Source organism: Hyunsoonleella jejuensis (assembly GCF_900111025.1).
GTDB lineage: Bacteria > Bacteroidota > Bacteroidia > Flavobacteriales > Flavobacteriaceae > Jejuia > Jejuia jejuensis.
The window spans coordinates 798,750-821,778 of the sequence record NZ_FOFN01000001.1 but is presented as its reverse complement, the minus strand read 5'-3'; the positions used below and the strand labels follow the sequence as shown (position 1 = coordinate 821,778).

The 23,029-nt window shown below is 34.3% G+C and carries 28 protein-coding genes; 11 read left to right on the top strand and 17 right to left on the bottom strand.

The genetic code is table 11. From position 1 onward, the window contains the following. The first annotated feature begins 159 nt into the window (after positions 1-159). From BMY39_RS03555 to BMY39_RS03545, 3 genes are read left to right on the top strand one after another with little or no spacing between them, the layout of a single operon-like run. Positions 160-726, top strand: a complete 567-nt coding sequence (locus tag BMY39_RS03555) for a DNA-3-methyladenine glycosylase I (RefSeq protein WP_092575478.1) — start codon at positions 160-162, stop codon at positions 724-726. Further along, positions 713-1,291 (top strand): hypothetical protein, encoded by a 579-nt coding sequence (locus BMY39_RS03550; RefSeq protein ID WP_143064734.1) that lies wholly within the window; start codon positions 713-715, stop codon positions 1,289-1,291. Before BMY39_RS03555 ends, BMY39_RS03550 begins: the two co-directional genes overlap by 14 nt. Then, positions 1,278-1,958, top strand: a complete 681-nt coding sequence (locus BMY39_RS03545; RefSeq protein WP_092577620.1) for a DUF2490 domain-containing protein — start codon at positions 1,278-1,280, stop codon at positions 1,956-1,958. The genes BMY39_RS03550 and BMY39_RS03545 overlap by 14 nt, the downstream gene beginning before the upstream one ends. A 56-nt stretch (positions 1,959-2,014) precedes the next feature. Here BMY39_RS03545 and aat read toward each other — a convergent pair whose 3' ends face one another. From aat to BMY39_RS03530, 3 genes are all read right to left on the bottom strand, one after another. Continuing rightward, positions 2,015-2,644, bottom strand: coding sequence for a leucyl/phenylalanyl-tRNA--protein transferase (gene aat / locus BMY39_RS03540; RefSeq protein ID WP_092575473.1), 630 nt, complete (start codon positions 2,642-2,644; stop codon positions 2,015-2,017). 136 nt (positions 2,645-2,780) lie between these two features. Next, a complete protein-coding gene (locus BMY39_RS03535; RefSeq protein ID WP_092575470.1) occupies positions 2,781-3,158 on the bottom strand; it encodes a DUF3127 domain-containing protein in 378 nt (125 codons plus the stop codon). A gap of 45 nt (positions 3,159-3,203) precedes the next feature. Next, positions 3,204-4,073, bottom strand: a complete 870-nt coding sequence (locus BMY39_RS03530; RefSeq protein WP_092575467.1) for a flavin reductase family protein — start codon at positions 4,071-4,073, stop codon at positions 3,204-3,206. 121 nt (positions 4,074-4,194) lie between these two features. Between BMY39_RS03530 and BMY39_RS03525 the strand changes: the two genes are divergently transcribed. After that, a complete protein-coding gene (locus BMY39_RS03525) occupies positions 4,195-5,349 on the top strand; it encodes a sensor histidine kinase (protein ID WP_092575464.1) in 1,155 nt (384 codons plus the stop codon). Then, entirely contained in the window at positions 5,349-5,708 is a 360-nt protein-coding gene (locus tag BMY39_RS03520; RefSeq protein WP_092575461.1) for a hypothetical protein, read from the top strand. The genes BMY39_RS03525 and BMY39_RS03520 overlap by 1 nt, the downstream gene beginning before the upstream one ends. On the opposite strand, the gene BMY39_RS03515 is transcribed toward BMY39_RS03520, so the two are convergent. Together BMY39_RS03515 and greA are read right to left on the bottom strand one after the other, a co-directional pair. Then, complete coding sequence (locus BMY39_RS03515; protein ID WP_092575459.1) at positions 5,705-6,094, bottom strand: HIT family protein; 390 nt, start codon at positions 6,092-6,094, stop codon at positions 5,705-5,707. The genes BMY39_RS03520 and BMY39_RS03515 overlap by 4 nt on opposite strands. An 8-nt stretch (positions 6,095-6,102) precedes the next feature. Next, positions 6,103-6,576, bottom strand: coding sequence for a transcription elongation factor GreA (gene greA / locus BMY39_RS03510; RefSeq protein WP_092577617.1), 474 nt, complete (start codon positions 6,574-6,576; stop codon positions 6,103-6,105). Between the two features lie 149 nt (positions 6,577-6,725). Here greA and BMY39_RS03505 point away from each other — a divergent pair, with 149 nt between their 5' ends. Beyond that, a complete protein-coding gene (locus tag BMY39_RS03505) occupies positions 6,726-7,154 on the top strand; it encodes a Rieske (2Fe-2S) protein (protein ID WP_177176535.1) in 429 nt (142 codons plus the stop codon). A 192-nt stretch (positions 7,155-7,346) separates the two neighbouring features. Here BMY39_RS03505 and BMY39_RS03500 read toward each other — a convergent pair whose 3' ends face one another. The 8 genes from BMY39_RS03500 to BMY39_RS03465 form a co-directional block, all read right to left on the bottom strand. Further along, positions 7,347-9,482 carry a TonB-dependent receptor gene (locus BMY39_RS03500; protein WP_092575453.1) on the bottom strand — a complete coding sequence of 712 codons (2,136 nt, stop codon included), beginning with the start codon at positions 9,480-9,482 and terminating at the stop codon, positions 7,347-7,349. Positions 9,483-9,743: 261 nt separating this feature from the next. After that, positions 9,744-10,151: an alternative ribosome rescue aminoacyl-tRNA hydrolase ArfB gene (gene arfB, locus BMY39_RS03495; protein WP_092575449.1), complete on the bottom strand. Its 408-nt coding sequence runs from the start codon at positions 10,149-10,151 to the stop codon at positions 9,744-9,746. After that, complete coding sequence (locus BMY39_RS03490; protein ID WP_092575445.1) at positions 10,151-11,701, bottom strand: DUF4301 family protein; 1,551 nt, start codon at positions 11,699-11,701, stop codon at positions 10,151-10,153. Before BMY39_RS03490 ends, arfB begins: the two co-directional genes overlap by 1 nt. A 3-nt stretch (positions 11,702-11,704) precedes the next feature. Then, positions 11,705-12,268: an AAA family ATPase gene (locus BMY39_RS03485; protein WP_092575444.1), complete on the bottom strand. Its 564-nt coding sequence runs from the start codon at positions 12,266-12,268 to the stop codon at positions 11,705-11,707. Then, positions 12,229-12,861 carry a nicotinamide riboside transporter PnuC gene (gene pnuC / locus BMY39_RS03480; RefSeq protein ID WP_092575441.1) on the bottom strand — a complete coding sequence of 211 codons (633 nt, stop codon included), beginning with the start codon at positions 12,859-12,861 and terminating at the stop codon, positions 12,229-12,231. The genes BMY39_RS03485 and pnuC overlap by 40 nt, the downstream gene beginning before the upstream one ends. Further along, positions 12,845-13,105 (bottom strand): thiamine-binding protein, encoded by a 261-nt coding sequence (locus BMY39_RS03475; protein WP_092575438.1) that lies wholly within the window; start codon positions 13,103-13,105, stop codon positions 12,845-12,847. Before BMY39_RS03475 ends, pnuC begins: the two co-directional genes overlap by 17 nt. Before the next feature lie 122 nt (positions 13,106-13,227). Then, positions 13,228-13,950 (bottom strand): phosphoglycerol geranylgeranyltransferase, encoded by a 723-nt coding sequence (locus tag BMY39_RS03470; RefSeq protein ID WP_092575433.1) that lies wholly within the window; start codon positions 13,948-13,950, stop codon positions 13,228-13,230. Then, entirely contained in the window at positions 13,950-14,576 is a 627-nt protein-coding gene (locus tag BMY39_RS03465; RefSeq protein WP_092575429.1) for a 4'-phosphopantetheinyl transferase family protein, read from the bottom strand. The genes BMY39_RS03470 and BMY39_RS03465 overlap by 1 nt, the downstream gene beginning before the upstream one ends. 132 nt (positions 14,577-14,708) lie before the next feature. Here BMY39_RS03465 and ahcY point away from each other — a divergent pair, with 132 nt between their 5' ends. Continuing rightward, a complete protein-coding gene (gene ahcY, locus BMY39_RS03460) occupies positions 14,709-16,025 on the top strand; it encodes an adenosylhomocysteinase (protein WP_092575426.1) in 1,317 nt (438 codons plus the stop codon). Between the two features lie 317 nt (positions 16,026-16,342). Continuing rightward, positions 16,343-16,813 carry a very short patch repair endonuclease gene (locus BMY39_RS03455; protein WP_092575423.1) on the top strand — a complete coding sequence of 157 codons (471 nt, stop codon included), beginning with the start codon at positions 16,343-16,345 and terminating at the stop codon, positions 16,811-16,813. On the opposite strand, the gene BMY39_RS03450 is transcribed toward BMY39_RS03455, so the two are convergent. Further along, complete coding sequence (locus BMY39_RS03450; RefSeq protein ID WP_092575420.1) at positions 16,810-17,079, bottom strand: hypothetical protein; 270 nt, start codon at positions 17,077-17,079, stop codon at positions 16,810-16,812. The two genes, BMY39_RS03455 and BMY39_RS03450, sit on opposite strands and share 4 nt — an antisense overlap. A gap of 170 nt (positions 17,080-17,249) precedes the next feature. Here BMY39_RS03450 and BMY39_RS03445 point away from each other — a divergent pair, with 170 nt between their 5' ends. After that, the gene (locus BMY39_RS03445; protein ID WP_092575417.1) at positions 17,250-17,720 is read left to right on the top strand and encodes a DUF1569 domain-containing protein; all 471 of its coding nucleotides are present in this window, start codon (positions 17,250-17,252) and stop codon (positions 17,718-17,720) included. Positions 17,721-17,771: 51 nt separating this feature from the next. On the opposite strand, the gene rpmA is transcribed toward BMY39_RS03445, so the two are convergent. Together rpmA and rplU are read right to left on the bottom strand one after the other, a co-directional pair. Continuing rightward, complete coding sequence (gene rpmA / locus BMY39_RS03440; protein ID WP_092575414.1) at positions 17,772-18,032, bottom strand: 50S ribosomal protein L27; 261 nt, start codon at positions 18,030-18,032, stop codon at positions 17,772-17,774. Positions 18,033-18,069: 37 nt separating this feature from the next. Beyond that, positions 18,070-18,744, bottom strand: coding sequence for a 50S ribosomal protein L21 (gene rplU / locus BMY39_RS03435; protein ID WP_092575411.1), 675 nt, complete (start codon positions 18,742-18,744; stop codon positions 18,070-18,072). A gap of 304 nt (positions 18,745-19,048) precedes the next feature. Between rplU and BMY39_RS03430 the strand changes: the two genes are divergently transcribed. Beyond that, the gene (locus BMY39_RS03430; protein WP_092575408.1) at positions 19,049-20,380 is read left to right on the top strand and encodes a M16 family metallopeptidase; all 1,332 of its coding nucleotides are present in this window, start codon (positions 19,049-19,051) and stop codon (positions 20,378-20,380) included. A 16-nt stretch (positions 20,381-20,396) separates the two neighbouring features. Beyond that, positions 20,397-22,475, top strand: coding sequence for a M16 family metallopeptidase (locus BMY39_RS03425; RefSeq protein WP_177176534.1), 2,079 nt, complete (start codon positions 20,397-20,399; stop codon positions 22,473-22,475). Between the two features lie 74 nt (positions 22,476-22,549). Here BMY39_RS03425 and BMY39_RS03420 read toward each other — a convergent pair whose 3' ends face one another. Further along, positions 22,550-22,996, bottom strand: a complete 447-nt coding sequence (locus tag BMY39_RS03420) for a DUF4199 domain-containing protein (protein ID WP_092575405.1) — start codon at positions 22,994-22,996, stop codon at positions 22,550-22,552. Positions 22,997-23,029 lie beyond the last annotated feature (33 nt).

The window sequence follows — 23,029 nt, the reverse complement described above, 5'->3', positions numbered from 1 at the left end:
TATTTACAAGTGGTTTGTCTGTTTTATTCTCATTACATTACAAAGTAAGTTTATATCTTAAACATAGAATGTAACATAGGTTGCTGAATGCAAGAAAAAATTACAAGGGTTTCTACTAAAAAATAATTAAAAAAAGTACATTTAGATTTTAATAGCATTATGATAAAAAAACACAGATGTGGTTGGTGCGAAGGGGACACGCTTTATGAAACCTATCATGATGAAGAATGGGGTGTTCCTGTTTATGATGACGATAAACTATTCGAGTTTTTAATTTTAGAAACTTTTCAAGCGGGTTTAAGTTGGATTACTGTGCTGCGAAAACGTGAAAATTTTAGAAAAGCTTTTGATAACTTCAACTATAAAAAGATTGCCAGTTATGGGGAGGATAAAATTAATGCGTTACTTCAAGATGCAGGCATCATTCGCAATAAACTAAAGATAAATGCAACAGTTACCAATGCACGGGCTTTTATAAAAATTCAAGAAGAGTTTGAAAGTTTTAGCAAGTACATATGGGGCTTTGTAGATGGTAAGCCAGTTAAAAACACTATTAAAGATTATAGAAAAGCGCCAGCCAATACAGCCTTAAGCGATACGATAAGTAAAGATTTAAAAAATCGAGGCTTTAAATTTGTGGGCACTACTGTAGTGTATGCCCATATGCAAGCAACGGGTATGGTAAATGATCATGAAGTAAATTGTTTTAGATATGATGAAGTATAGTTTGTTGTTTTTTGTTTTATGGTTTTCCTTTTCGTTTTCACAGTCTAAAAATGAAAAAGAAGAGCGTATTCCTGCCTCAGAGTTTCCCGCAAATGCTAAAAGTTATTTTAATACTATTTCGCAAGATGTAAACTACTTGAAGTATTACAGAGAAAGCGATGGTGAAAAAAAAAGTTTTGAGGTTAAATTCAAATATAAAAAAGAGCATTATAGTGTTGAGTTTGACACGTTGGGTCAGCTAGAGGATATAGAAATTGTTATAAAGAAAAGACATATTCCTAAAAAGACATATCATAATATTTCTGATTATTTTAATGCTAACTATAAAAAATTCACTATCGTTAAAGTTCAAAAACAATATGTGAATACTACCAATAAAACTGATAGGCAATTTATTCAACATGTAATTGAAAAACCTTTTAATGAACACACCCATTTTGAAATAATTGCTGAAGTAAAAACTGAAGACGAACACGAACTAAGAGAACTGACTTTTGACAAAAACGGAGTTTTTGAAAAATCCAGAAAAGTAACCTCATCTTCCTATGAGCATGCCTTGTATTAAAAGTTTATGTTTCGTAACCTTGAGTTTTATATGTTTCTTAATAGAAGCACAGAATAGCTTTTCTTCTCTTGGTGAATCTGCTATATCGCTTAATCATAGCATATCAGAAACCTATAAAGTAAATTTTGCTTTTAGAAGCAGGTACGTATTATATAATGATGATGGTTTGCAATATCAACAACAGCAGATGGATGTTTTTCACTTTTCAACCTTCAAACTAAACTATTACCACAAACTAAGTATTGGAATTTATTACCGAAATAGAGACTGGTTCGAAACTGGAAGTGACGAAACACGTATAACTCAACAATACAACTATACAAAACAAACCTTGGGTGTACATTTTGGCCATCGCTTGCGCTCGGAACAGCGTATTCTAGATGCTAAAACTATTTTTAGGCAACGGTACAGGTTTGCAGTAGATTTTCCTTTAAATGGTGAAAAACTAGATATTGGTGAAACCTATATGGTGAATACTATTGAAGCGCTTTTAAGTTTAAGCAAACTAGATAAACCCGAAACAGACGTGAGGATTGCAACTCAAATAGGATGGCAAATCAATGAAAAACTAAAATTACAAACAGGTTTAGAACATAGGTTAGAGGCTTTTAATTTAAAAGCAAATCATTTTTTATTCGTATTAACTAGCGCTATTATAAAAATTTAATTCTACAACTCACACAGCTTTTATCTTACTGAATTAAGATTTAAAACGCCAAAAATTCAACCTTTTAAAAATTTTAAAAACGCATCTCTAGAAATCTCCTCGGCACCTAAACTTGCCAAATGATTTGTAAAAACCTGGCAGTCTATTAATTTATAGTCTGTGTTTTGAACAAATGTTATAAACCCCACCTTGCTGGCATTGCTTTCTGTAGCAAACATACTTTCACCCGTAAAAATACCGTTACCTAAATCTATGCCATATAATCCCCCAACTAAATCATCGCTCTTCCAAACCTCAACCGATTTCGCATATCCCAAATTGTGTAATTCTGTAAAAGCATTAATCATATTTTGAGTAATCCAAGTACCCGTTTGCCCACCACGTTTAGCTTTTGCACAAGCCTTAATAACATCAACAAATGCTTTGTTTACAGTAACAGTGTAGTTCTTATTACGCAATACTTGTCGCATGCTTTTTGAAACCTTCAATTTTTTTGGAAAAAGTACAAATCTAGGATCTGGACTCCACCATAAAATAGGCTCGTCTGTCTCAAACCAAGGAAAAATACCCGAACGGTATGCTAATAACAAACGTGCTACAGATAGATCGCCGCCAATGGCTAAAATACCATCTTCTGATGCTTCAGAAACATTTGGAAACCATAAATCTTCGGTTAAGAATTTCATTACTTATTTTAAATTTTCTCTATCAACTTATAGATAATTACGTTTGTTATAAAAATAACAAACCTCATTGTTTTTTAAAAACAATGAGGCTCGTATATTGATTTTTTGATGACGTAAACACCACAATTGTGGTTACCTAGAACGGCAAATCGTCGTGATCATCTTCATTTAAATCTCCAGCAGGCTCAAAAGCATCAGCAGGAGGTACTGGCGGCATATTTTCTACTTGAGCTGCAGGTTGCAATGCTTCTATTCTCCAGCCTTGTATAGAGTTAAAATATTTAGTTTCTCCTTGTGGATTCACCCACTCTCTTCCTCGCAAATTAATATTAACTTTTACCTGTTGTCCAACCTGATAGTTGTTTAACAAATCTGTTTTGTCTTGTACGAACTCCACTAAAATATGTTGTGGGTATTGCTCTTCAGTAGTCACTACTACTTCTCTTTTTCTAAATCCGTTACTTCCAAAGGTTTGGGTTTCACCAATCATTTTAATTCTTCCTTGAACTTCCATTGTTATCTATTGTTTATTATCTATTCTTTTTTATTAATGTTGTTTTTATGACAGGAGGATTTTCCAAGCACTTTGTACGTCGCCATAACTCAAATATTTGCGCGCCAAAGTATGTTTTTCCCTGTGGTTTGCCTCTTTAATCTTTGGATATCGAGAACCTAAATCTGCCACAAACGCATCAACTTCTTCTTTTGATGGTAATGCTTCAACATTACCAAGCATCCCCAAATTATTTCCTGTTAAAATCATACTATTTTTAACATGATCTGGAAAGTTATCAACTCCAATTCCTAAGGTTGATAACGGTTTTGGTATTTCGAAAAAACCTTTATTGGCTCTAGTATAATAACTTCCACCTGCTCTCGCAACCAAATCTAACTTTTTTTGATTTATGGTATCATCTTTATTCAAAAGTTCGTCATCAATATGAAATTTTACTACTTCACAAATCACTAAATTTCCCGCACCTCCTTCAGTTCCTAATTTTACTATTTGATTTACTTTACATTCAAATTGTATAGGAGATTCTGCAACCCTAAATGGTTTAACAACGTCAGATTTTAACATCGTTAACCCCGCTTTTTCAAACTCATTTATATCTTCAGCATATTCTGTACTTGCTAAGGACATTTGGTGAACCAAGTCATAATTAACCACGTTTATTACCACTTCCTTGGTGGCTTCAACGTTGTGTAACGTATGTTTGGTTGTATTATCCCTAACACGTCTTGCCGGTGAAAAAACCATCACCGGAGGGTTTGCGCTAAAGACATTAAAAAAACTAAATGGTGATAAATTCACGTTCCCATCAGCATCAATAGTACTTGCAAAAGCAATTGGCCTTGGTGCAACAGCACTTAACAAATAACCATGTAATTTGCTAGTAGATAATGTATTTGGGGTAAATGAAGCCATCCGTTTTTTTAGATTTGAACAAATGTAACTATTCTTATAGGCTTATAAAAACCGATTTACTAACAACTTGGGCAATAATATTAACAGATTTGCATTATATTACTGCCTAATCAGAATTTGAATGCTTTTTACCAAATATTCTAATACATTTCGTTGGATAATGATAGCCGTTTCCTTCATTATCGTATTGTTAATCTTGTGGAATACTTACGTATTTTTTCAGAATTTTAAGGAAGAAGAACGTGTAAAAATGAAAAATTGGTCTTTTGCCTCTAAGGAGTTATCAACTACTGACAACCTTGATGCTAACATTGGAAACCTTCCTATTGAAGTGCTTCAAAGCAACAAAACCACACCAATGATTATTGTTCATAAAGACGGTAGTTATGACACTAGAAACATTAAGGAAAATGTAGCGAATGATTCTATTAAAGTTCAAAAACTTATTGCTAAGTTTAAAAATGAGTACAACCCTATTAAGGTAACTTACGACGGTAAACTATTACAAACCATATATTACGGTAACTCACCGCTACTAAACAAACTAAAGTACTATCCTCTGGCTCTATTGCTCATAATTTTTCTTTTTGCAGGTGTTATCTTCTTTTTTTACAAAAGCACTAAAAACGCAAGCCAAAACAAACTTTGGTCTGGTATGGCTAAAGAAACAGCGCATCAAATTGGTACACCCTTATCATCTTTAATAGGATGGACCGAGTTATTGAAAACTGAAAATGTAAACCCTGACTACATTATAGAAATTGAAAAAGATATTGATAGACTGCAAACCATTACAGAGCGTTTTAGTAAAATTGGCTCTTTACCAACACTAGAAACTGCCGATATTATTTTTGAGACCAAACAAGCTTACGACTACTTAAAACGACGTTCTTCTGATTTGGTTGCGTTTGAAATGATAGCTCCTTATGATGAAATCCCTGTGAAAATAAACAAACAACTTTATAGCTGGACCATTGAAAATTTAGTAAAAAATGGTATTGACGCCATGAAAGGGAGAGGTAAAATAACTATCGAAATTACACCTTTAGAAAATGATGTTAAGATTAAAATATCTGACACTGGAAAAGGTATCCCGAAAAAGAATTTTAATACCATTTTTGAGCCCGGATACACAACAAAAAAGCGTGGTTGGGGTTTAGGACTGTCTTTAACTAAACGTATTGTAGAAGATTTTCATAAAGGCAGAATAAGAGTACTCCAATCTACTATTGGAAAAGGCACAACCTTTCAAATTAGTTTAAAACGCTATAACTAATGAAAACTGAAGCGTTAAAAACCATAAAAAAAGTAGCATTAAAAAATAACTGTCCTGAATGTTTTAGTACAGACGGCTTGCAACTTACCTTTAGGCAAAAGTTTATTGAAACGGCTTTCTATAAATCAATTTCTAACGAGATAAGTCACGAATTGTATTGCAACACTTGCGAAAGTATTATTTATCCAGAACGATGGACGGATGATATAGAACGCGTATTTGAATATCAGCAAAAAGCATTTGTACCAAAACCAGCATCAAAATACTTCAAAAAAATATTCTGGACTATAGTAATTTCAGCATTAATTATTGCTTTTACTATAATTGGCTTTTTAGCGTTTTACGTAGGGAAATATTAGAGATTAGCACGTATTTTGGCGGCTATTTTATTTAAATCTTCAGGCATCATTTTAACTTTTTTAATAAAGCGCGCATCATCCATAGATTTTAAGGGAATTAAATGTACATGGGCATGTGGCACTTCCAAACCTATAACGGTAAGCCCTACACGATTACAAGGAATTGTTTTTTCTATAGCCAAAGCTACCTTCCTAGAAAATGCCATTAAACCGCTGTAAGTAGCTTCATCTAAATCAAACAACTTATCAACTTCTTTCTTTGGAATACATAAAGTATGACCTTCTGTATTAGGGTTAACGTCTAAAAACGCTAAAAATGCATCAGTCTCTGCCACCTTATAACAAGGTATCTCGCCGTTAACTATTTTAGTGAAAATTGAAGCCATAAGGTTTTCTATCTAGAAATTTCAATAATATCAAATTTCATCACGCCATTAGGTACTTGAATCTCTGCTACTTCACCAACCGACTTTCCTAAAAGTCCTTTTCCAATAGGAGAATTCACGGAGATTTTTCCTGAAGCCAAATCTGCCTCACCATCAGCAACCAGCGTATACGTCATTTCCATACCATTGGTTTGGTTTTTTATTTTCACTTTAGATAGCACTAAGGCCTTAGACATATCTAATTGAGATTCATCGATGATACGCGCACCTGCTAAAGCTTCTTCCAATTTTGCAATTCGCATTTCTAGCATGCCTTGAGCCTCCTTGGCAGCATCATATTCGGCATTCTCACTCAAATCACCTTTATCTCTAGCCTCTGCAATAGCTTTAGATGCCTTTACACGTTCAACATCTTTTAATTGTTGTAATTCGTCTCGCAATTTTTTTAACCCCTCCGGTGTATAGTAAGATACTTTACTCATAACTTCATCGTTTAAATTAACAAAACCCCTGTAGCTGACAGGGATAAAATAAAAAAATCCCGCTTTCACGAGATAGTAAGGCAAATATACAAAATATTTAAATGTCCATTGTATTTTATCGTAAATTGCCATCTAATTTTAAAGATTTTATGAGAATCCTCATTGCCTTCATCTGTCTGTTAATGCTAACTACGTGCAGTAGCAATTCCTTAAACGATGAAAACTGTCAATTTTTGTTAGATGTTAACGTAAACGAATCTATAAATTTAAATTTTCCTCAATTCAGTCAACTAAATTTTCCGAGCAATCCAGTATATATCCCAAATGCTGGTAATGGTGGCATTATCATTACCAATACAGGAAGCGGTTACGCGGCATTTGATGCGGCCGACCCAAACCATGTTTTCAATACCTGTTCTATTTTAACCATAGAAGGTCTTACTGCAAAATGCGGTTGCGACGATGAAAATGAATACAATTTATTCACAGGCCAGCCTGTGAATAACGGAAATTTACGTTGTACATTAAGGCGTTATCGTGTAGAACAAAATGGTAACATCTTAGTTGTTTTTAATTAAACCTATTGGGCGTTACCACAACACTTCAACAAGCTCAGTGCAAGTGGTCGGGCTTTCTGTTAAAAGTTTTGGCTTCCCACATTGGCGGGACCAAAAGCTACCACTGCAATCCCTAACGCACCACTCTTACTCTAAAAAAGAAAACGCAGTTAGTATTAAAACCAACCGCGCCTTCAACCCTTAATTAAATTCTTAAAATTTTAAAGTTGCCCCTAACAAAAAGTTAGTTGTGGCCTGCGGATAATACCCAGCAAAAAAACCTGTAGTAGTTCCCGTTGGGCTCGTGTTATCATCAAAATCAAACGAACCAAAATAGCCGTTGGATACATACTCCACATTAAAAATATTATTTATTAAACCAGACAACACAATAGATTTAAACAGTTTGTTTGGTATAATCTCATAATTCACGTTAAAATCATTTACAAAATAACTTTCTAGGATAGATTCAGGGTTATCGGTATTGCCCATAAATTGTTCCCCAACGTACTTGTTTAACAGTGATACCTGTAGGCGTTCAACAGGAAAAACGTTTATGGCATTTCCAACAACCACTTCTGGTGAAAACGAAATATTTGTATCGCCAAGATTTACCAATTCACCATTAAGGGACGTCGTAAAATTTTGATTTTTATTACTACTTAAGGCAACATTTGTTGAAGTACTTAAAAATTTAGAGAATTGAATGTTAGCATCCACTTCTAGACCAAGCCTATAGCTTTTTCCCGATGATGCTCTAAGCGGACTGCCAACATCGTCTAACTCACCAGTTAGCACCAATTGATTTTTATAAAACATATAATACAAATTGGTATTAATACTCGCTTTTTTACTGGTATAGCGCCACCCTAATTCGATATCGTTCAACGTTTCGTGTTCAGTTACACCACCTTGAAAATCATCACGATTTGGTTCTCTGTTAGCTACCGCAAAAGACGCATAAAAACTATTAAAATCGCAATGGCGATAGGTTAATCCAACTTTTGGGTTAAAGAAGTTGAAATTTGCATCTGTAACAAAGGGCACAACATCGGAGCTTGTTCCGTTGGTTTTATAACTTACAAAACGCCCTTGCAAATCAATAAATCCAGTAAATTTTTCAGCAAATCTAAAGGTAGCTTTAGAAAACACGCTAAAATCATTTTTAGTGGCATCACCATCGTAATACCTGTCTCTTATTTGAGTGTTAGGCGCTAAATTACTTCCCCAAATTACTTCCCCAAAATGGTCTCCAGTATATGAGCTCATAGACACTCCAGAAATAATTTCTAAACTATTGTTTTTATAAGTTACATTGGCATTCAATACATAAAAATTGTTATCTAACCATCTACGAACTATAACATCGGAATCATCTTCTATTAAATTGGCAAAATCCTCAGCAGATTCGTCTGGTTTATATTGCTCAAAATAACCACGCCCTTTGGTATAATTCAAACCTAAGTTTGTAGACCAATTATTATCAAAACGCTGATTCCAATGCAACTGATAGTGGTCTTGCCAATAGTTGTCGGTTTCATTTTCATAAGTGTATGGGTTTTGACGACGATTTTCTCGCAACTGTTCAGCGGTTAAACCAAACCACGATTGATAGGTGCGTTCTATATTTCCGAAAGTCAACGCTTTAATTAATGTATTATCATCTTTATAAATACCTTGAAGAAAATACGATTTTAAATCTGTAAAAGCTCTGTCTACATAACCATCAGAATCTATTTTTGAAAATCGTCCAGACACTTCAAAATGATCGTTAAGCAACCCTGTACTTACCTTAACTGTGTGTTTTCTAGTATTGAAACTACCAAAACTATTGGCTATTTCTGCTGAGGCTTCTTTAGAAAACGCATCAGTCAATAAGTTTAAACTTGCTCCAAATGCTCCAGAACCATTGGTTGATGTACCTACACCTCGCTGCAACTGTAAACTCTCTGTTGATGATGCAAAATCACCCAAGTTTACCCAAAATGTCCCTTGACTTTCGGGATCGTTGTAAGGGATTCCGTTAATGGTAACATTAACTCTTGTTGCATCGGTACCACGAACACGAATACCAGTGTAGCCAATTCCTGCTCCAGCATCACTAGTAGTAACTACCGATGGCAAATAATTGAGTAAAATTGGAATGTCCTGCCCTAAGTTGCGCTTTGCCAATTCTTCTTTTGAAACGTTAGAGTGTGTAATTGGCGCATCTGCACTTACACGAACTGCGCTAACTAAAACCTCGTCTAATTTTTCTGTTTTAGTTGAATCTTGTTGTTTTTGATTGTTTTGCGCATTGGCGCAGACCGATAGCACAAAAAGTGCCAATAAAAGAAATAAATTTTTCATGTCGATTACATAAATAATAATCGAATAAAAAGAGGTAATTATTCTTTAATGTTAATAAATTAATTTTTTGAATTTATTAAGAGTTTGCCAATTTGTTTTTCAAACTTCTCGCAATCACATTATAAATTCGATTTCCTAAACAGCATTACCTGTTCTAGGTTCAATGGGTATGATCTCAGCCACTTATAGGCACCCCTTTTTGAGAACGCTGCAAATTTAAGAACGAATTTGTAATTAGCGCTATGAAATAGGTTATTTTTTTTAATCTATATCAGGCTTTTTTCTATTTGCCTTTTTTTCAGATCGGTATTTCTTATTTTTTAGTCGCTTGCGTACGACAGCTCTAGGAATTTTAGTTGGTACGCGTTTTTTTTCTTCTACTAAAGTATTTTTTAGCAGCTTTAAAAATCGCTTTATTACTATCTCTTTATTTTTATGCTGGCTTCTAGATTCGTCGCATTGTAAAATTAAAACGCCATCTTTCGTTAATCTATTTTTGAGTTTTTCTTGAATATTGCTCTTTTGTGCATCGTTAAATACTTCAGATATATTCAGATTAAAATATAATTCAATTTTTGAAGCCACCTTATTAACATGCTGACCACCGCTACCAGAACTTTTTACAGCCTTAAAACTCAACTCTTTTAATAATGCTTCTTCATCAAACATTACGAACTTTGATGGGCAGGTTTTAATAAATCGTTTACTGTTTTAACAGGATTGAATGTTGATAAAGGAACTTCAACAAAAATAGAATTCCAATGTGCCATACTACCATTCCATAATCCAGGAAGCTCTAATGCGTGTATATCAACACCATTCTGGGTTTTCATAGTGATAAAAGCGGCCTCGGGATCAACATATTCCAATAAATTAAATTTCTCTCCTTTATAGTTTTTAACACCGCATACCAAATCAGTTGGATTAAAGTGAGACGCCTTATATACGATAGATTGTTGTTGTTTTTTACTAAAATCTATTTGTGCAAACTCTACAATTTGCAGTGAAATCTCATCATTTTTATCTTTTACCCAAAATGGGCCACCACCAGGTTCGCCTTCATTTTTCACCATACCGCAAACTCTAATTGGACGATCAAATTTATATCTCAAATAATTTATTTTTCCTTCAAAACTAAAGTCGCTAAAATCAGGATGGATATAAACACCTAATTGCTTTCTTAAAAAATAAGCCATAGCGGTAATATCTGCATCATCAATATTGCCTTTATCCAACTCGTGTAAATAATCAAACACTTGGTTTTGTATTTTTAACAAAACACCTGCCAGTAATTTCTTGTACTTTGAGTCTTCCTCATTTCTATCTTTTACAGTAATGTTATCGATATTTTTTATGAAAATGATATCACTTTCTAAATCATTTAAATTTTCTAGTAGGGCACCATGGCCTCCAGGTCTAAATAATATAGATTCATCTTCATTCCTAAAAACTTTATCGTCTTTAGTTAAAGCTATAGTCTCTGTCGCCTCTTTTTGAAAAGAGAAAGACACATTAAAGGCAACATTAGTTGTTTTTTCTAATCGTAGTTTTATTTCTTTTAACAGCTCTAAAAAATAATCTTGGTGCTTTTCTGAAACCGTAAAGTGCAAATTAGCATTTCCTTTTGAAGAGGCGTAAAGTGTAGATTCGTATAAGTGTTCCTCAAATGCAGTAATATAGCCATCTCCATATTTATGAAAAGGCAACAAGCCTTTTGGGAAAAAGCTGTAGTTTAGTTCATTTTCGTCTAGCATTGTTTTTATAAACTGCACATATTGTTCTTCTTCTGTTAAGCTGTTAAAATTTGGGACTTGCGTTTTTACTTTATCCATAACTTCCTCATAAAAAGGAAAATTAGAAAGATTTGTAACGAATACTTCTATCAATTCATCACCGTACTTTTCAACATATTTCTTTATGTTATCCTTTGTAATACTGAACCGCTTTAAAAATTGGAAAAGAAATTTAAACATTCTGGTTGCTGCTCCCGATGCTGGCACAAATTTTAGAAGGTCATACTCTTCCTTTTTTTCATCATATAGTTTTATAAGTCCATCAATCTCACTTTCATCAAATCTATGAATGCCCCTACCAACTGTTGCTGCTGCTAACAATCGGGAATGAGTCATCCCATTTTTTAAACGGTCTATTTGAGCATTTACTTGATCTAAAGTTATTCCCTTTCTATGAATTTGCTCGATGTCTTTTTCAGTAAACATTATTTAAGTCTTTAATAGTTTGTCTATATGCTTTACAGCTGTTTCCAATCGTTCTTTTTTATTGCCTTTAAGCAGAACAAATGGCCTGTTTTGTTTTATTAATTCATTTTTAAATGCCTCAAACATTTCTTCTCTGGCATTTGGTTTATCACGCAAATCATCAGCTTCCCAAGGCGTGTCAATATAGGTTAAAAAATACAAATCGTAAGTATTCTGTAAGGCGTGTTTTTCAAGGATTGGGTCGCACGTTCCAATGTAATATGCTTCAGAATATACTTTGGTTTCCAGTAAATCGGTATCACAAATTAATACACTATCTGTTTTTTGTGCCAACTCATTTTCTAGTTTCATTTGTCCTTCGGCAATTGGTAATAAATCATGAGGCTCGCAGGTTTTACGTTCGTTATTCCATTTATTTTGCAGATACTCCCGGGCGTATTCTGGTACCCAAACCGAATTGTAATATCGTGCTAATTGACGTGATAAGGTTGTTTTTCCTGTAGATTCAGGACCAAACAATACTACCTTTACGCAGCTTGCAGGTTGCTGTTTATACTTTTCTTCCATGTGATGTAGCCTTGGATGGCTAATATAGTAAAGATTAAATATTGTAGCGACAACATACCCCAACCTCGGTATGCATATAATGGCACTGTGATGATATCAGCGAAAATCCAGAGTGTCCAATTTTCTAATTTTTTGTTAGCCATAAACCACATTGCTGTAAAAAATACACCCGATGTAAAAATGTCAATATAGTTTGATGATGTTATTTCGGTTCCATAACCTTTATATACAAAATATGTAACTAACATCGTTAGTAAAAACATGCCGAAACCAATAATTTTTTCTTTTGAAGTCGTTCTAGAAATCGGCAACACATATTTATCTTCTTTTTTTCTAGACCAATTCCACCATCCATAAATACTCATTATAGAATAATAGAAATTCATCATCATATCTCCCATCAATTCATCTTGTAAAAAGATGTAAACTGTAATAATTGTAGCTACCAAACCCGTGGGATAGACTAGAATATTTTCTCGCTTCGCATAAATTACACTTGCGATGCCAAACACAAAAGCTATGGCTTCTAAAATTATTAAAAATGTTTCCCTATTTCTATAAGGCTCAAGAAAAAAATCAAAAATGGGGCTCATAGTCATGTCTGTCTGATTTTACAATTTTCATGTAGAGCAATCCCTTTTCAATAAGTTCGAAAGCTTCTTTTATTTCAGAGTTTAAAACCTGCATTACTTCGTCATAATCTCCGTAAACTTGAGTGCTTAAAGGGTTTTCTAACACTTTTAAATTTGAAGCTCTTAACTTCTTAATAAAATGGATAATTGCTGGCTCAAAATCGTCTTGTAATGGTGTTAATGTTAGTTCTACGGATATTCTCATGGTTTATCTTTTTGTTATTCTCACGAAGGTGGGAATCTTTATATAGTTTTTGGTGACTAAGGCTCTCGAAGTCACGTTGCTTTAAATTCTTATCGCTTTGAGAACCTCAGCGACCATACAAGCTATTTTTTCAATTCCTCAAACAACTCGTCATCTTCTTCAAAAGCAGTGCCAACTACTATAATATCAGCTCCTGCACTATATGTGTCTTCTATTTGTGACATGCTTCGGATGCCTCCACCTACAATTAGCGGAATATTCAATTCATTTTTAACAGATTCAATAACATTTTTTGTTATTGGTGTTTTGGCTCCACTACCACCTTCTAAATACATTAGTTGCATTCCCAAAAGCTCGCCTGCCTTGGCGGTATCAACTACTATTTGCAAATCATCTCTTGAAATTGCTTCTGTATGGGTGACTCTCGAAACCATTGTTTCTTTACCACTTTCAATCAAAATATAACCTGTTGGGATAACTTCTAAATTGGTGTTTCTTAATTTTGAGACTGCTTCAACATGTTTCCCTATCAAATATTCTGGATTCCTCCCAGAAAGCAACGATAAAAACAATAATGCATCAGCAGCATCTGTAATTTGAGTTACATCACCAGGAAATAAAACTATTGGTAAATGAGTATGTTTTTTAATGGCTTGAACAAGGATTTCGGTAGCACCACTCGAGACAGTACTTCCACCAACAAAAATATGAGTAGCAATAGACGCTTTTACTTTTTTAATAAACTGTTCTGAACGACTAACCGGGAATTTATCAGGGTCAATTAAAACCGCGAATAGTTTTTCACCCCTAGTAATAGCATCTAATATGTTTTTATAAATAGACATCAGGCAATGGCGTAGGCACAAGTAAAGCCTTCAAATTCTATAAACTCCACATAGTATCGGCTTTTGGCATCCTTATAATCAATCCAAGCAATGGTCGCCTCATCTTGAATAGTAAAGGGAACCACCAAACAATGGTTTTTAAAACTCAATCCTGTTGTGCAATATAATTTATAAAGCGATTCTTTTACGCACCAAATCACGGTTAATTTTTTAATGTAATCACCAGAAGTTTTGTCTAAATAATCAAATTCATAATCCACAAATTTATGAGCGATAATCGAAATTTTATCCCGCTGCTTTTCTATATCAATTCCTACAATCAAATCACTAATAATGACCGCCGAAAAATTAAAGGAATGCGATATAGAAATTTGTTTACCATCTTTTAAATGGGGTTTTCCAAAATCGTCATAAAACAAATCCTTATCAGTGTACCCAAACTCCCTTAACAACCATCTTACACTTAAAAAACCGCGCTGGTGCAGTTCGCTCTTCATACCTAAAACACGCTCTAAAGAGTTGGGTTTTAAATCCACTATAGCCATTAGTTCATCATAACTTTCTGTAATCTTCCAGATTTTAACAGTAGTTTGTGAATTTGGAGTAATGGTTTTATATAACGGCATTTAATATTCTAAAACTTAATAGTTATCTTTGCACCGCCTAAGACGGATGAAACAATTTGGTAGGCGAATTTAACCAAATTACGCAGTAATCACAATCAACTTTAGGTTTTTAAACAAAAGAAAAAAGTTACTATGAGTACAAAAACATTGCCTTACGTAGCCCACAAAGTAAAAGATATCTCTTTAGCAGATTGGGGACGAAAAGAAATAGAGTTAGCCGAAGCTGAAATGCCTGGGTTGATGAGTTTACGTGAAGAATACAAAAACGAACAACCTTTAAAAGGTGCAAGAATTGCAGGATGTTTGCACATGACGATTCAAACGGCTGTGTTGATTGAAACTTTACAAGCACTAGGTGCAGAGGTTACTTGGAGTTCTTGTAATATATTCTCAACACAAGACCAAGCTGCTGCTGCTATTGCTGCTGCTGGAACTGCTGTATATGCGTGGAAAGACATGACCGAGGAAGAATTTGATTGGTGTATAGAACAAACGCTTTTCTTTGGAGAAGACAGGCAGCCATTAAACATGATTTTGGATGATGGCGGTGATTTAACTAATATGGTTTTAGATAAATACCCAGAATTAGTTTCGGGTGTTAAAGGGCTTAGTGAAGAAACTACAACCGGGGTGCATAGGTTATATGAGCGTGTAAAAAAAGGCACATTACCAATGCCTGCTATTAATGTAAACGATTCTGTAACAAAATCTAAATTTGATAATAAATACGGCTGTAAAGAAAGTGCTGTAGATGCTATTCGTCGTGCAACCGACGTAATGTTGGCTGGAAAACGCGTAGTAGTTTGTGGTTATGGCGATGTTGGTAAAGGTACGGCTGCATCTTTTAGAGGCGCTGGAAGTATTGTTACCGTTACCGAAATAGACCCAATTTGCGCATTACAAGCTGCGATGGATGGTTTTGAGGTGAAAAAATTAGAAACTGTTGCGCCTGTTGCCGACATTGTAATTACAACCACAGGAAACAAAGACATCGTTCAAGCAAAACATTTCGAAGCTTTAAAAGACAAAGCTATTGTGTGTAACATTGGGCATTTTGATAATGAAATTGATATGGCTTGGTTGAACAAAAATCATGGCCATACCAAAAACACTATTAAGCCACAGGTTGACAAATATACCGTTAACGGCAAAGACATTATTATACTTGCAGAAGGACGTTTGGTAAACCTTGGTTGTGCTACGGGCCACCCAAGTTTTGTAATGAGTAATTCGTTCACAAACCAAACCTTGGCACAAATAGAGCTTTGGAACAATAGCGACAAATACGAAAACGATGTGTATATGTTACCAAAACACCTTGATGAAAAAGTAGCAAAATTACACTTGGCTAAAATTGGTGTAGAACTTACCGAGCTTCGTAAAGATCAGGCCGATTATATCGGTGTAAAGGTTGAAGGACCATTTAAGCCAGAGTATTACAGATACTAATTTATTCTGTCATTCCCACGAAGATGGGAATCCTCAAATTCCAAAAAATAAATTCCAAATCCCAAGCAGCAATGTTTGGGTTTTTTTGTCACTTCGAGTGATTCCGAAGCATGAGGAATTGTATCGAGAAGTTGGGCGTTACCTTCCTTTTGTCAGGTCGGGCTTTCGGGAGTCGCTCCCTCCTACGTCGGGGAGCTTCAACAAATCCCTCAATCCCTAACGCGAAAATTACGCTTTTTCAAGTAAATTTGGCTATCTTAAATGTTCTCGATACGATTTCGCTTTTTACAAATCACTCGAACTTACATAGATATATAATGTCTTATTCTGAAGAAAAAATACAAGTTCCAAGATTTAACGAGGAATCCGGTTTTTACACCACTAAAAAACGCTCAAAAATTATGAGCAAGATTAGAGGGAAAAATACAAAGCCAGAACTTTTGTTTAGAAAAGCCCTATGGGCAAAAGGTGTACGTTATAGAGTTGACAGTAAATCGCTTCCCGGAAAACCAGATGTATCCATAAAAAAACACAGATTGGCTATTTTTATTGATGGTGAATTTTGGCACGGATACAATTGGGACGAGCGTAAACCAAAATTAAAAACCAATCGTGAGTTTTGGAGACCCAAAATAGAACGCAATATGCAACGTGACAGGGAAGTCAACCAACAATTAAAGGATATGGGATTTACCGTGTTTCGGTTTTGGACAAAAGAGATTAAAGAGAATTTGAGCACTTGCCTAAATGATGTGCTAATGTATTTAGATACTGGAGAAATTCTTTAATCCACCAAATCCTCTTCAAAATACCACCATAAACTAGAGTCGATAGACTGTTTCATTTTATTGATATCTACATCATCTTTCAAAAATACAGTGATACTCTCGCAGGCTCTATTTTGTGCAACACTATCACAAATCTCAATTTCCTCGATTTCCTTAAAATGCTGCAAATGTTTTTTGATTCGGCCATCTAAAGATTCATCACTTAAAAAAATTTTAATTGTAGGTCGGGTTGGGGAGTTCCTTATTTCTGATCTAAACGGTAACATAATTAAGTTATTTGAAGTTAAAAAAATCAATCCCACAAAGAACGGGATTCGTTCAATTCGAAATTTTTTGAAGTTTTGTGTTATAAACCACTCAAAATTGCGTTGCACGAACAATCACTATACCTTAAAGTTAATAATTTTATTAATATCTTTTAAAATATTTTCAACATATGCGCAATTCCAGGATAAAACAAGTAAAACAATTATTAGCCGAAATAGAGGAAAACATTCCAAAGAAAGATTTTAAAAACGAACATGTCTCAAAATCCACAATTGGTTGGCAATTAGACCATGCCTTAAAGGTTGTAAATGGTGTTTGTAAGATGCTAGAAGCATCTGACCCAAAGACATACACTTCAAATTTCAATCTTACGAGAACCGTTATGTTCACTTTTGGATATTTTCCGAGAGGCAAAGGAAAATCGCCTAAAGTGGTTTTACCTCCCGACGTTATTACCTCAGAAAATTTATTAAATCAACTGGCTCTTGCAAAGACAAATCTAGAAAAAATAAAGTCTCTTCCTAAAACTTCACATTTCGAACATTTTCTATTTGGAGACTTAACTAAAAAACAAACTGTCCGCTTTATAGAAATACATACTAAACACCATTTAAAGATTGTTCGGGATATGTTGAAATAAAAAACCCTCTCTGTTTCCAGAAAGGGTTGAGCTTTTTAAAGAAATTGTTTCTTAAGCTTCAAACGGCTCGATAGAAACATAAGACTTGTTGTCTTTTTTCTTTGTAAATTTTACGATACCATCTACATAGGCATGTAATGTATGATCTTTTGAAGAATATACGTTTTCACCTGGGTGATGTGTATTCCCTCTTTGTCTTACGATAATATTACCAGCTTTAGCTGCTTGACCACCAAAAATCTTAACACCTAAGCGTTTCGATTCTGATTCTCTACCGTTTTTCGAACTTCCGACTCCTTTTTTATGTGCCATTTTATTTCGATTTTATATTATTACTACGATGAAAAGCTTATGCTTTACCACCATCTAATTCGTCTTGCCATTTTTTAAGCTCGTCCCACTTACCTTCTGCAGCCAATTTAGCTTGTGCTGGCCAAGTATCGGTTACGTGATTTCCACGAACTCCAGAAATGATTTCAGAAATTGCTTCAGGTTTAGTTTTTGCTAAATCAGCAAAAGTTGCAATACCTGCTTCTACTAACGTTGAAGCGATTTTAGGACCAACACCTTCAATTTTCTTTAAATCATCGGCTTTTCCTGTTGCTTTTTTAGCTGGTTTAGCTTCAGCTTTTGGAGCTGCTGCTTGAACCTCTACTTTTGCTTTAGGTTCAGCCTTTATAGTTTCCTTTTTTGGAGCTGCTTTTTTAGCTCCAGAAGCTACGATGCTTTCAATTACGATTTCAGATAAAGATTGTCTATGTCCGTTTTTTACACGGTAACCCTTTCTTCTTTTCTTTTTGAAAACTATCACCTTATCTCCTTTAAGGTGCTTTAAGACTTTTGCACTTACCTGTGCTCCGTCTATAGCTGGGGCGCCTACAGTTACATTGTTACCGTCTCCAATTAAAAGAACATTATCGAAAGAAACTTTCTTACCTTCTTCTGTTTGTAAACGATTAACAAAAACTTTTTGGTCTTTTTCAACTTTAAATTGATGCCCTGCTATCTCTACAATTGCGTACATAGCGTAACGTTTTTATTAATTTTTATTAATTATAAATGCCATAGATTTCTCTAAGGCGGGTGCAAATATAATTCTAATTAATTAATCTACAAATCATAACCTCTTATTTTGACAAATTATTTTAACGAATTTTAGCGTATTCTACAGTAATACGACAACTGAGAAAATCGATCTAGTAAAAATTTCATTAAATCCTCTAAAATTGCCTGAATACTATATATTATTTTAATATTTTTAATCTTCTTTTGTAACAAATTGTCCTTTTGCAAAGACAAACACCTTATTAATTAAATAATAACTTACTATGAAAAAACACTTAATATTATGTGCTTCACTGGTATTTTCTGCTTTTACAGCAACTGCCCAAGAAGTAGATTTTGAAGAGTACACCTTGGAAAATGGCTTACATGTTATTCTGCACCAAGATAATTCTGCACCGGTAATCACCGTTGGCGTAATGCACGATGTTGGCGGTAAAGACCTCGGGGGAGATAATAATCCAGAACGTACAGGTTTTGCTCATTTTTTTGAGCATCTATTGGCCTCTGGTCCAACAAAAAACATTGAAAAAGGCACATGGCGTAAAATTAGAGCCGCAAATGGCGGTCAAGGAAATGCAAATACATCCTTAGACAGAACCTATTACTATCAAACATTTCCTTCTAATAATTTGGAATTGGCGCTTTGGATGGAATCAGAAAGACTACTCCACCCTATTATCGATCAAGATGCAGTTGACACCCAAAACGAAGTTGTAAAGGAAGAGAAACGTTTACGTTACGACAATTCTCCATACGGCCAAATATTATTTGCAGTAACTGAGGGTTTATTTGAGAAACATCCGTATAGGAACAAGAATATTGGTGAAATGGAACACCTTGACGCTGCTACATTAGAAGAATTTCAAGCTTATTTTGATAAGTGGTATGTACCCACAAATTCAGTTATGGTAGTCGCTGGAGACATTGAAACTTCCAAGACAAAAGAATTAATTGAAGCTTACTTTAGCGACATAAAAACTGGCCCAAAACCTGTTAGAAACTTTCCAGAAGATGAGCCTATAACTGAAACGATACACAAAAAGTTTTATGATTCGAACATTCAAATACCTGCAATAATTGCAGCCTACAGAACTCCTGCGCAAACTGAAAAAGACAGTTATGTTCTCAATATGATTTCTTCATATTTAAGCAATGGTAAAAGTTCTGTGCTTTACAAGAAACTAGTTGACAAACAAAAACAGGCTTTAGCGGTACAAGCAGTAAACCTAACACAAGTTGATGCTGGTATTTATGCTTTATTTGCGCTTCCGTTAGGTGAGGTTAGCCTTAAGGAGCTACTAGCTGAAATGGATGAGGAAATAGAAAAATTACAAAATGAACTTATTTCTGAAAGAGACTTTCAAAAGCTACAAAATCAGTTTGAAAACAATTTTGTAAACTCGAACTCAAGCATTTCGGGTATTGCAAATTCATTGGTAGATTATTACTTATTATACGGAGATATCAATTTAATAAATACTGAAATTGATATTTATCGCGCTATAACAAGAGAAGACATACAAAGGGTTGCAAAGAAATACTTGAATCCTAATCAGCGTTTAGAATTAGAATATTTGCCAAAAAAAGATAATTAAAAAAGATATGAAAATTATGAAATCTAATATATACGTTTTAATCATTATGCTTTTAATGTCGGTTGGCGTTAATGCACAATTAGATAGAACTAAACAACCAGAACCAGGGCCTGCGCCAAAAATCTCTCTTGATACTCCTAAGGAATTTCAATTAAAAAATGGGCTCACAGTTTTGGTAGTTGAAAATCATAAATTACCTAGAGTTTCTTTTTCTTTAAGAATAGATAATACACCTTCTGCCGAGGGTGATAAAGCAGGGGTTTCTAATATCTTAGGAACAATGCTAGGAAATGGTACCACCTCTATTCCTAAAGATGAGTTTAATGAAGAAATTGACTTTTTAGGGGCTAGCTTATCCTTTGGTTCACAGAGTGCTTTTGCGAGTTCTCTATCAAAATACTCAGATAGAATCATAGAATTGTTAGCAGACGCTGCAATAAATCCTTTACTAACAGAAGAAGAATTTAAAAAAGAAAAGGATAAACTATCTGAAGGATTAAAAACTCAAGAAAAAAGTGTTCAAGCAATTGCTGATCGTGTTCAGGATGCATTAACTTATGGAATGCGTCATCCCTATGGTGAATATGTTAGCAATGAAAGTTTAAACAACATTGCTTTTACTGATGTTGTAGATAATTATAAAAGGAATTTCAACCCTAAAAATGCTTATTTAGTTGTAATTGGTGATGTTAATGCAAAAAAAATTAAGTCTACTATTAAGAAGCATTTTGGAGCATGGAAAAATACAGTTGATGCGCAACCAGAAATGCCAAAACCTAATGCTAATCTGAAAGAAACAACAATTAATTTTGTTGACATGCCAAATGCAGTTCAGTCAAACATTATACTTACAAATAATGTAGAATTGAAAATGGGAGATGAGGATTACTATGCGGCACTTATAGCCAATTATATTATTGGTGGTGGAGCAACTGGATATTTATTTCAAAATCTAAGAGATGATAAAGCTTATACCTATGGCTCCTATTCAAGAATTGGCGCTTCTAGATATGGTGCTTCTCGCTTTTTGGCAACAGCAGAGGTAAGAAATGAAGTAACAGATAGCTCAGTTGTTGAAATGCTAAAGGAGGTAAAACGCATTAGAACAGAGCCCGTTACTGCCGAAACCCTTGCAGCAGCAAAAGCAGCATATGCAGGCAGTTTTGTTATGGCTTTAGAAAGACCACAAACCATTGCAAACTATGCGCTAAATATTAAATTAAATAATCTTCCTGATGATTTCTATAAAAACTACCTAGAAAAAATTAATGCTGTAACAATAGAAGATGTTCAAAAAGCAGCTAATAAGTATTTCTTGGCAGATCAAGCTCGAATTATTGTTGTTGGTAAAGGAAGTGATGTTTTATCAAACCTAGAAAAAACAGGTATTCCTATAAATTATTACGACAAATATGCCAATGAAGTACCAAAACCAGAGTTCTCAAAACCAATACCTGATGGTGTTACTGCCCAATCTGTAATTGATAATTACATTAAAGCAATTGGCGGTAAAGAAAATGCTACGTTAGTAAAAACACTTTATAAAACTGCTGATGTAAGCATTAAAAATGTACCGGTTACGTTAACTGCAGAAATAAAAGAAATGGCGCCAAACAAAGAGTCTATGGAAATGACAGCACAAGGTATGGGCGTTATTATGAAGCAGAAATTTAATGGAGAGGGTGGTTATATGGAGCAACAAGGCATGAAAAAAGAGTTAACCTCTGAAGAAATTGCAGAAAAGAAAAGTGGTAAAACTATATTCCCGGAACTGCATTATAAAGATGCCCAAATAACTTTAGAAAGTATCATATCTATTGAGGATAAAGATGTTTACAAAGTAAAAGTAATGCTTGGTGATAAACCGTCGCATCGCTATTACAGTGTTGAAAGTGGATTGTTAGTACGCGAGGAATCAACAACTGAAACTCAAGGGCAAAAAATCACATCTATTGTAGATTATAGTGAGTATACTTCTGTAAATAACATAAAAGTACCTCACAGCATAAGTATAATGGCTGGACCTCAAAATATATCTATGAAAATAACCAGTATCAAAGTGAATGATGGAGTCTCTGAAGCTGATTTCAATTAAAAAGAAGAAGTCCAACTTCATTAAGTAATAAGTTGAAGCCCAAGATATTTACTCTTGGGCTTTTTTATATGCTATTATGAAGCAATATTCCGCGATTTCTTAAATAGCTGCATTACCGTTAGCGATGACACCAATGTTGTAGAAAATCCCATAATAGCAACAACAAACACAATTAGACCAATATGAGATTTAAAGCCCCAATTCATTTTTTCAAGTAAAACAGGTAGGAATTCTGCATTAATTTCGGTGGCATATAGTAAAAAAAACAATGTAAAAACAACAGTAGCAACCGCACCCGTAACTAAGCCTGTTTTGAAGCCTTCTCCGTATGAAAAGTCTGAGTTATGCTGCAGCTTACTAATTTTCACAGCTTCATAAATTCCAAGAAGTGTTATTGCTGCATTAACTAAACTAAATGCCGGATTGGTATGCTTATCAAATAAAGAGAGCACCAAAAAATAGGCAATTAGCACTGCGCTTGTAACTAAGCCAAAACGAATGGGAAGAATCAAGTTTTTCATAAAAGCTAAATTTTATTGGTTATTTCAAAATTA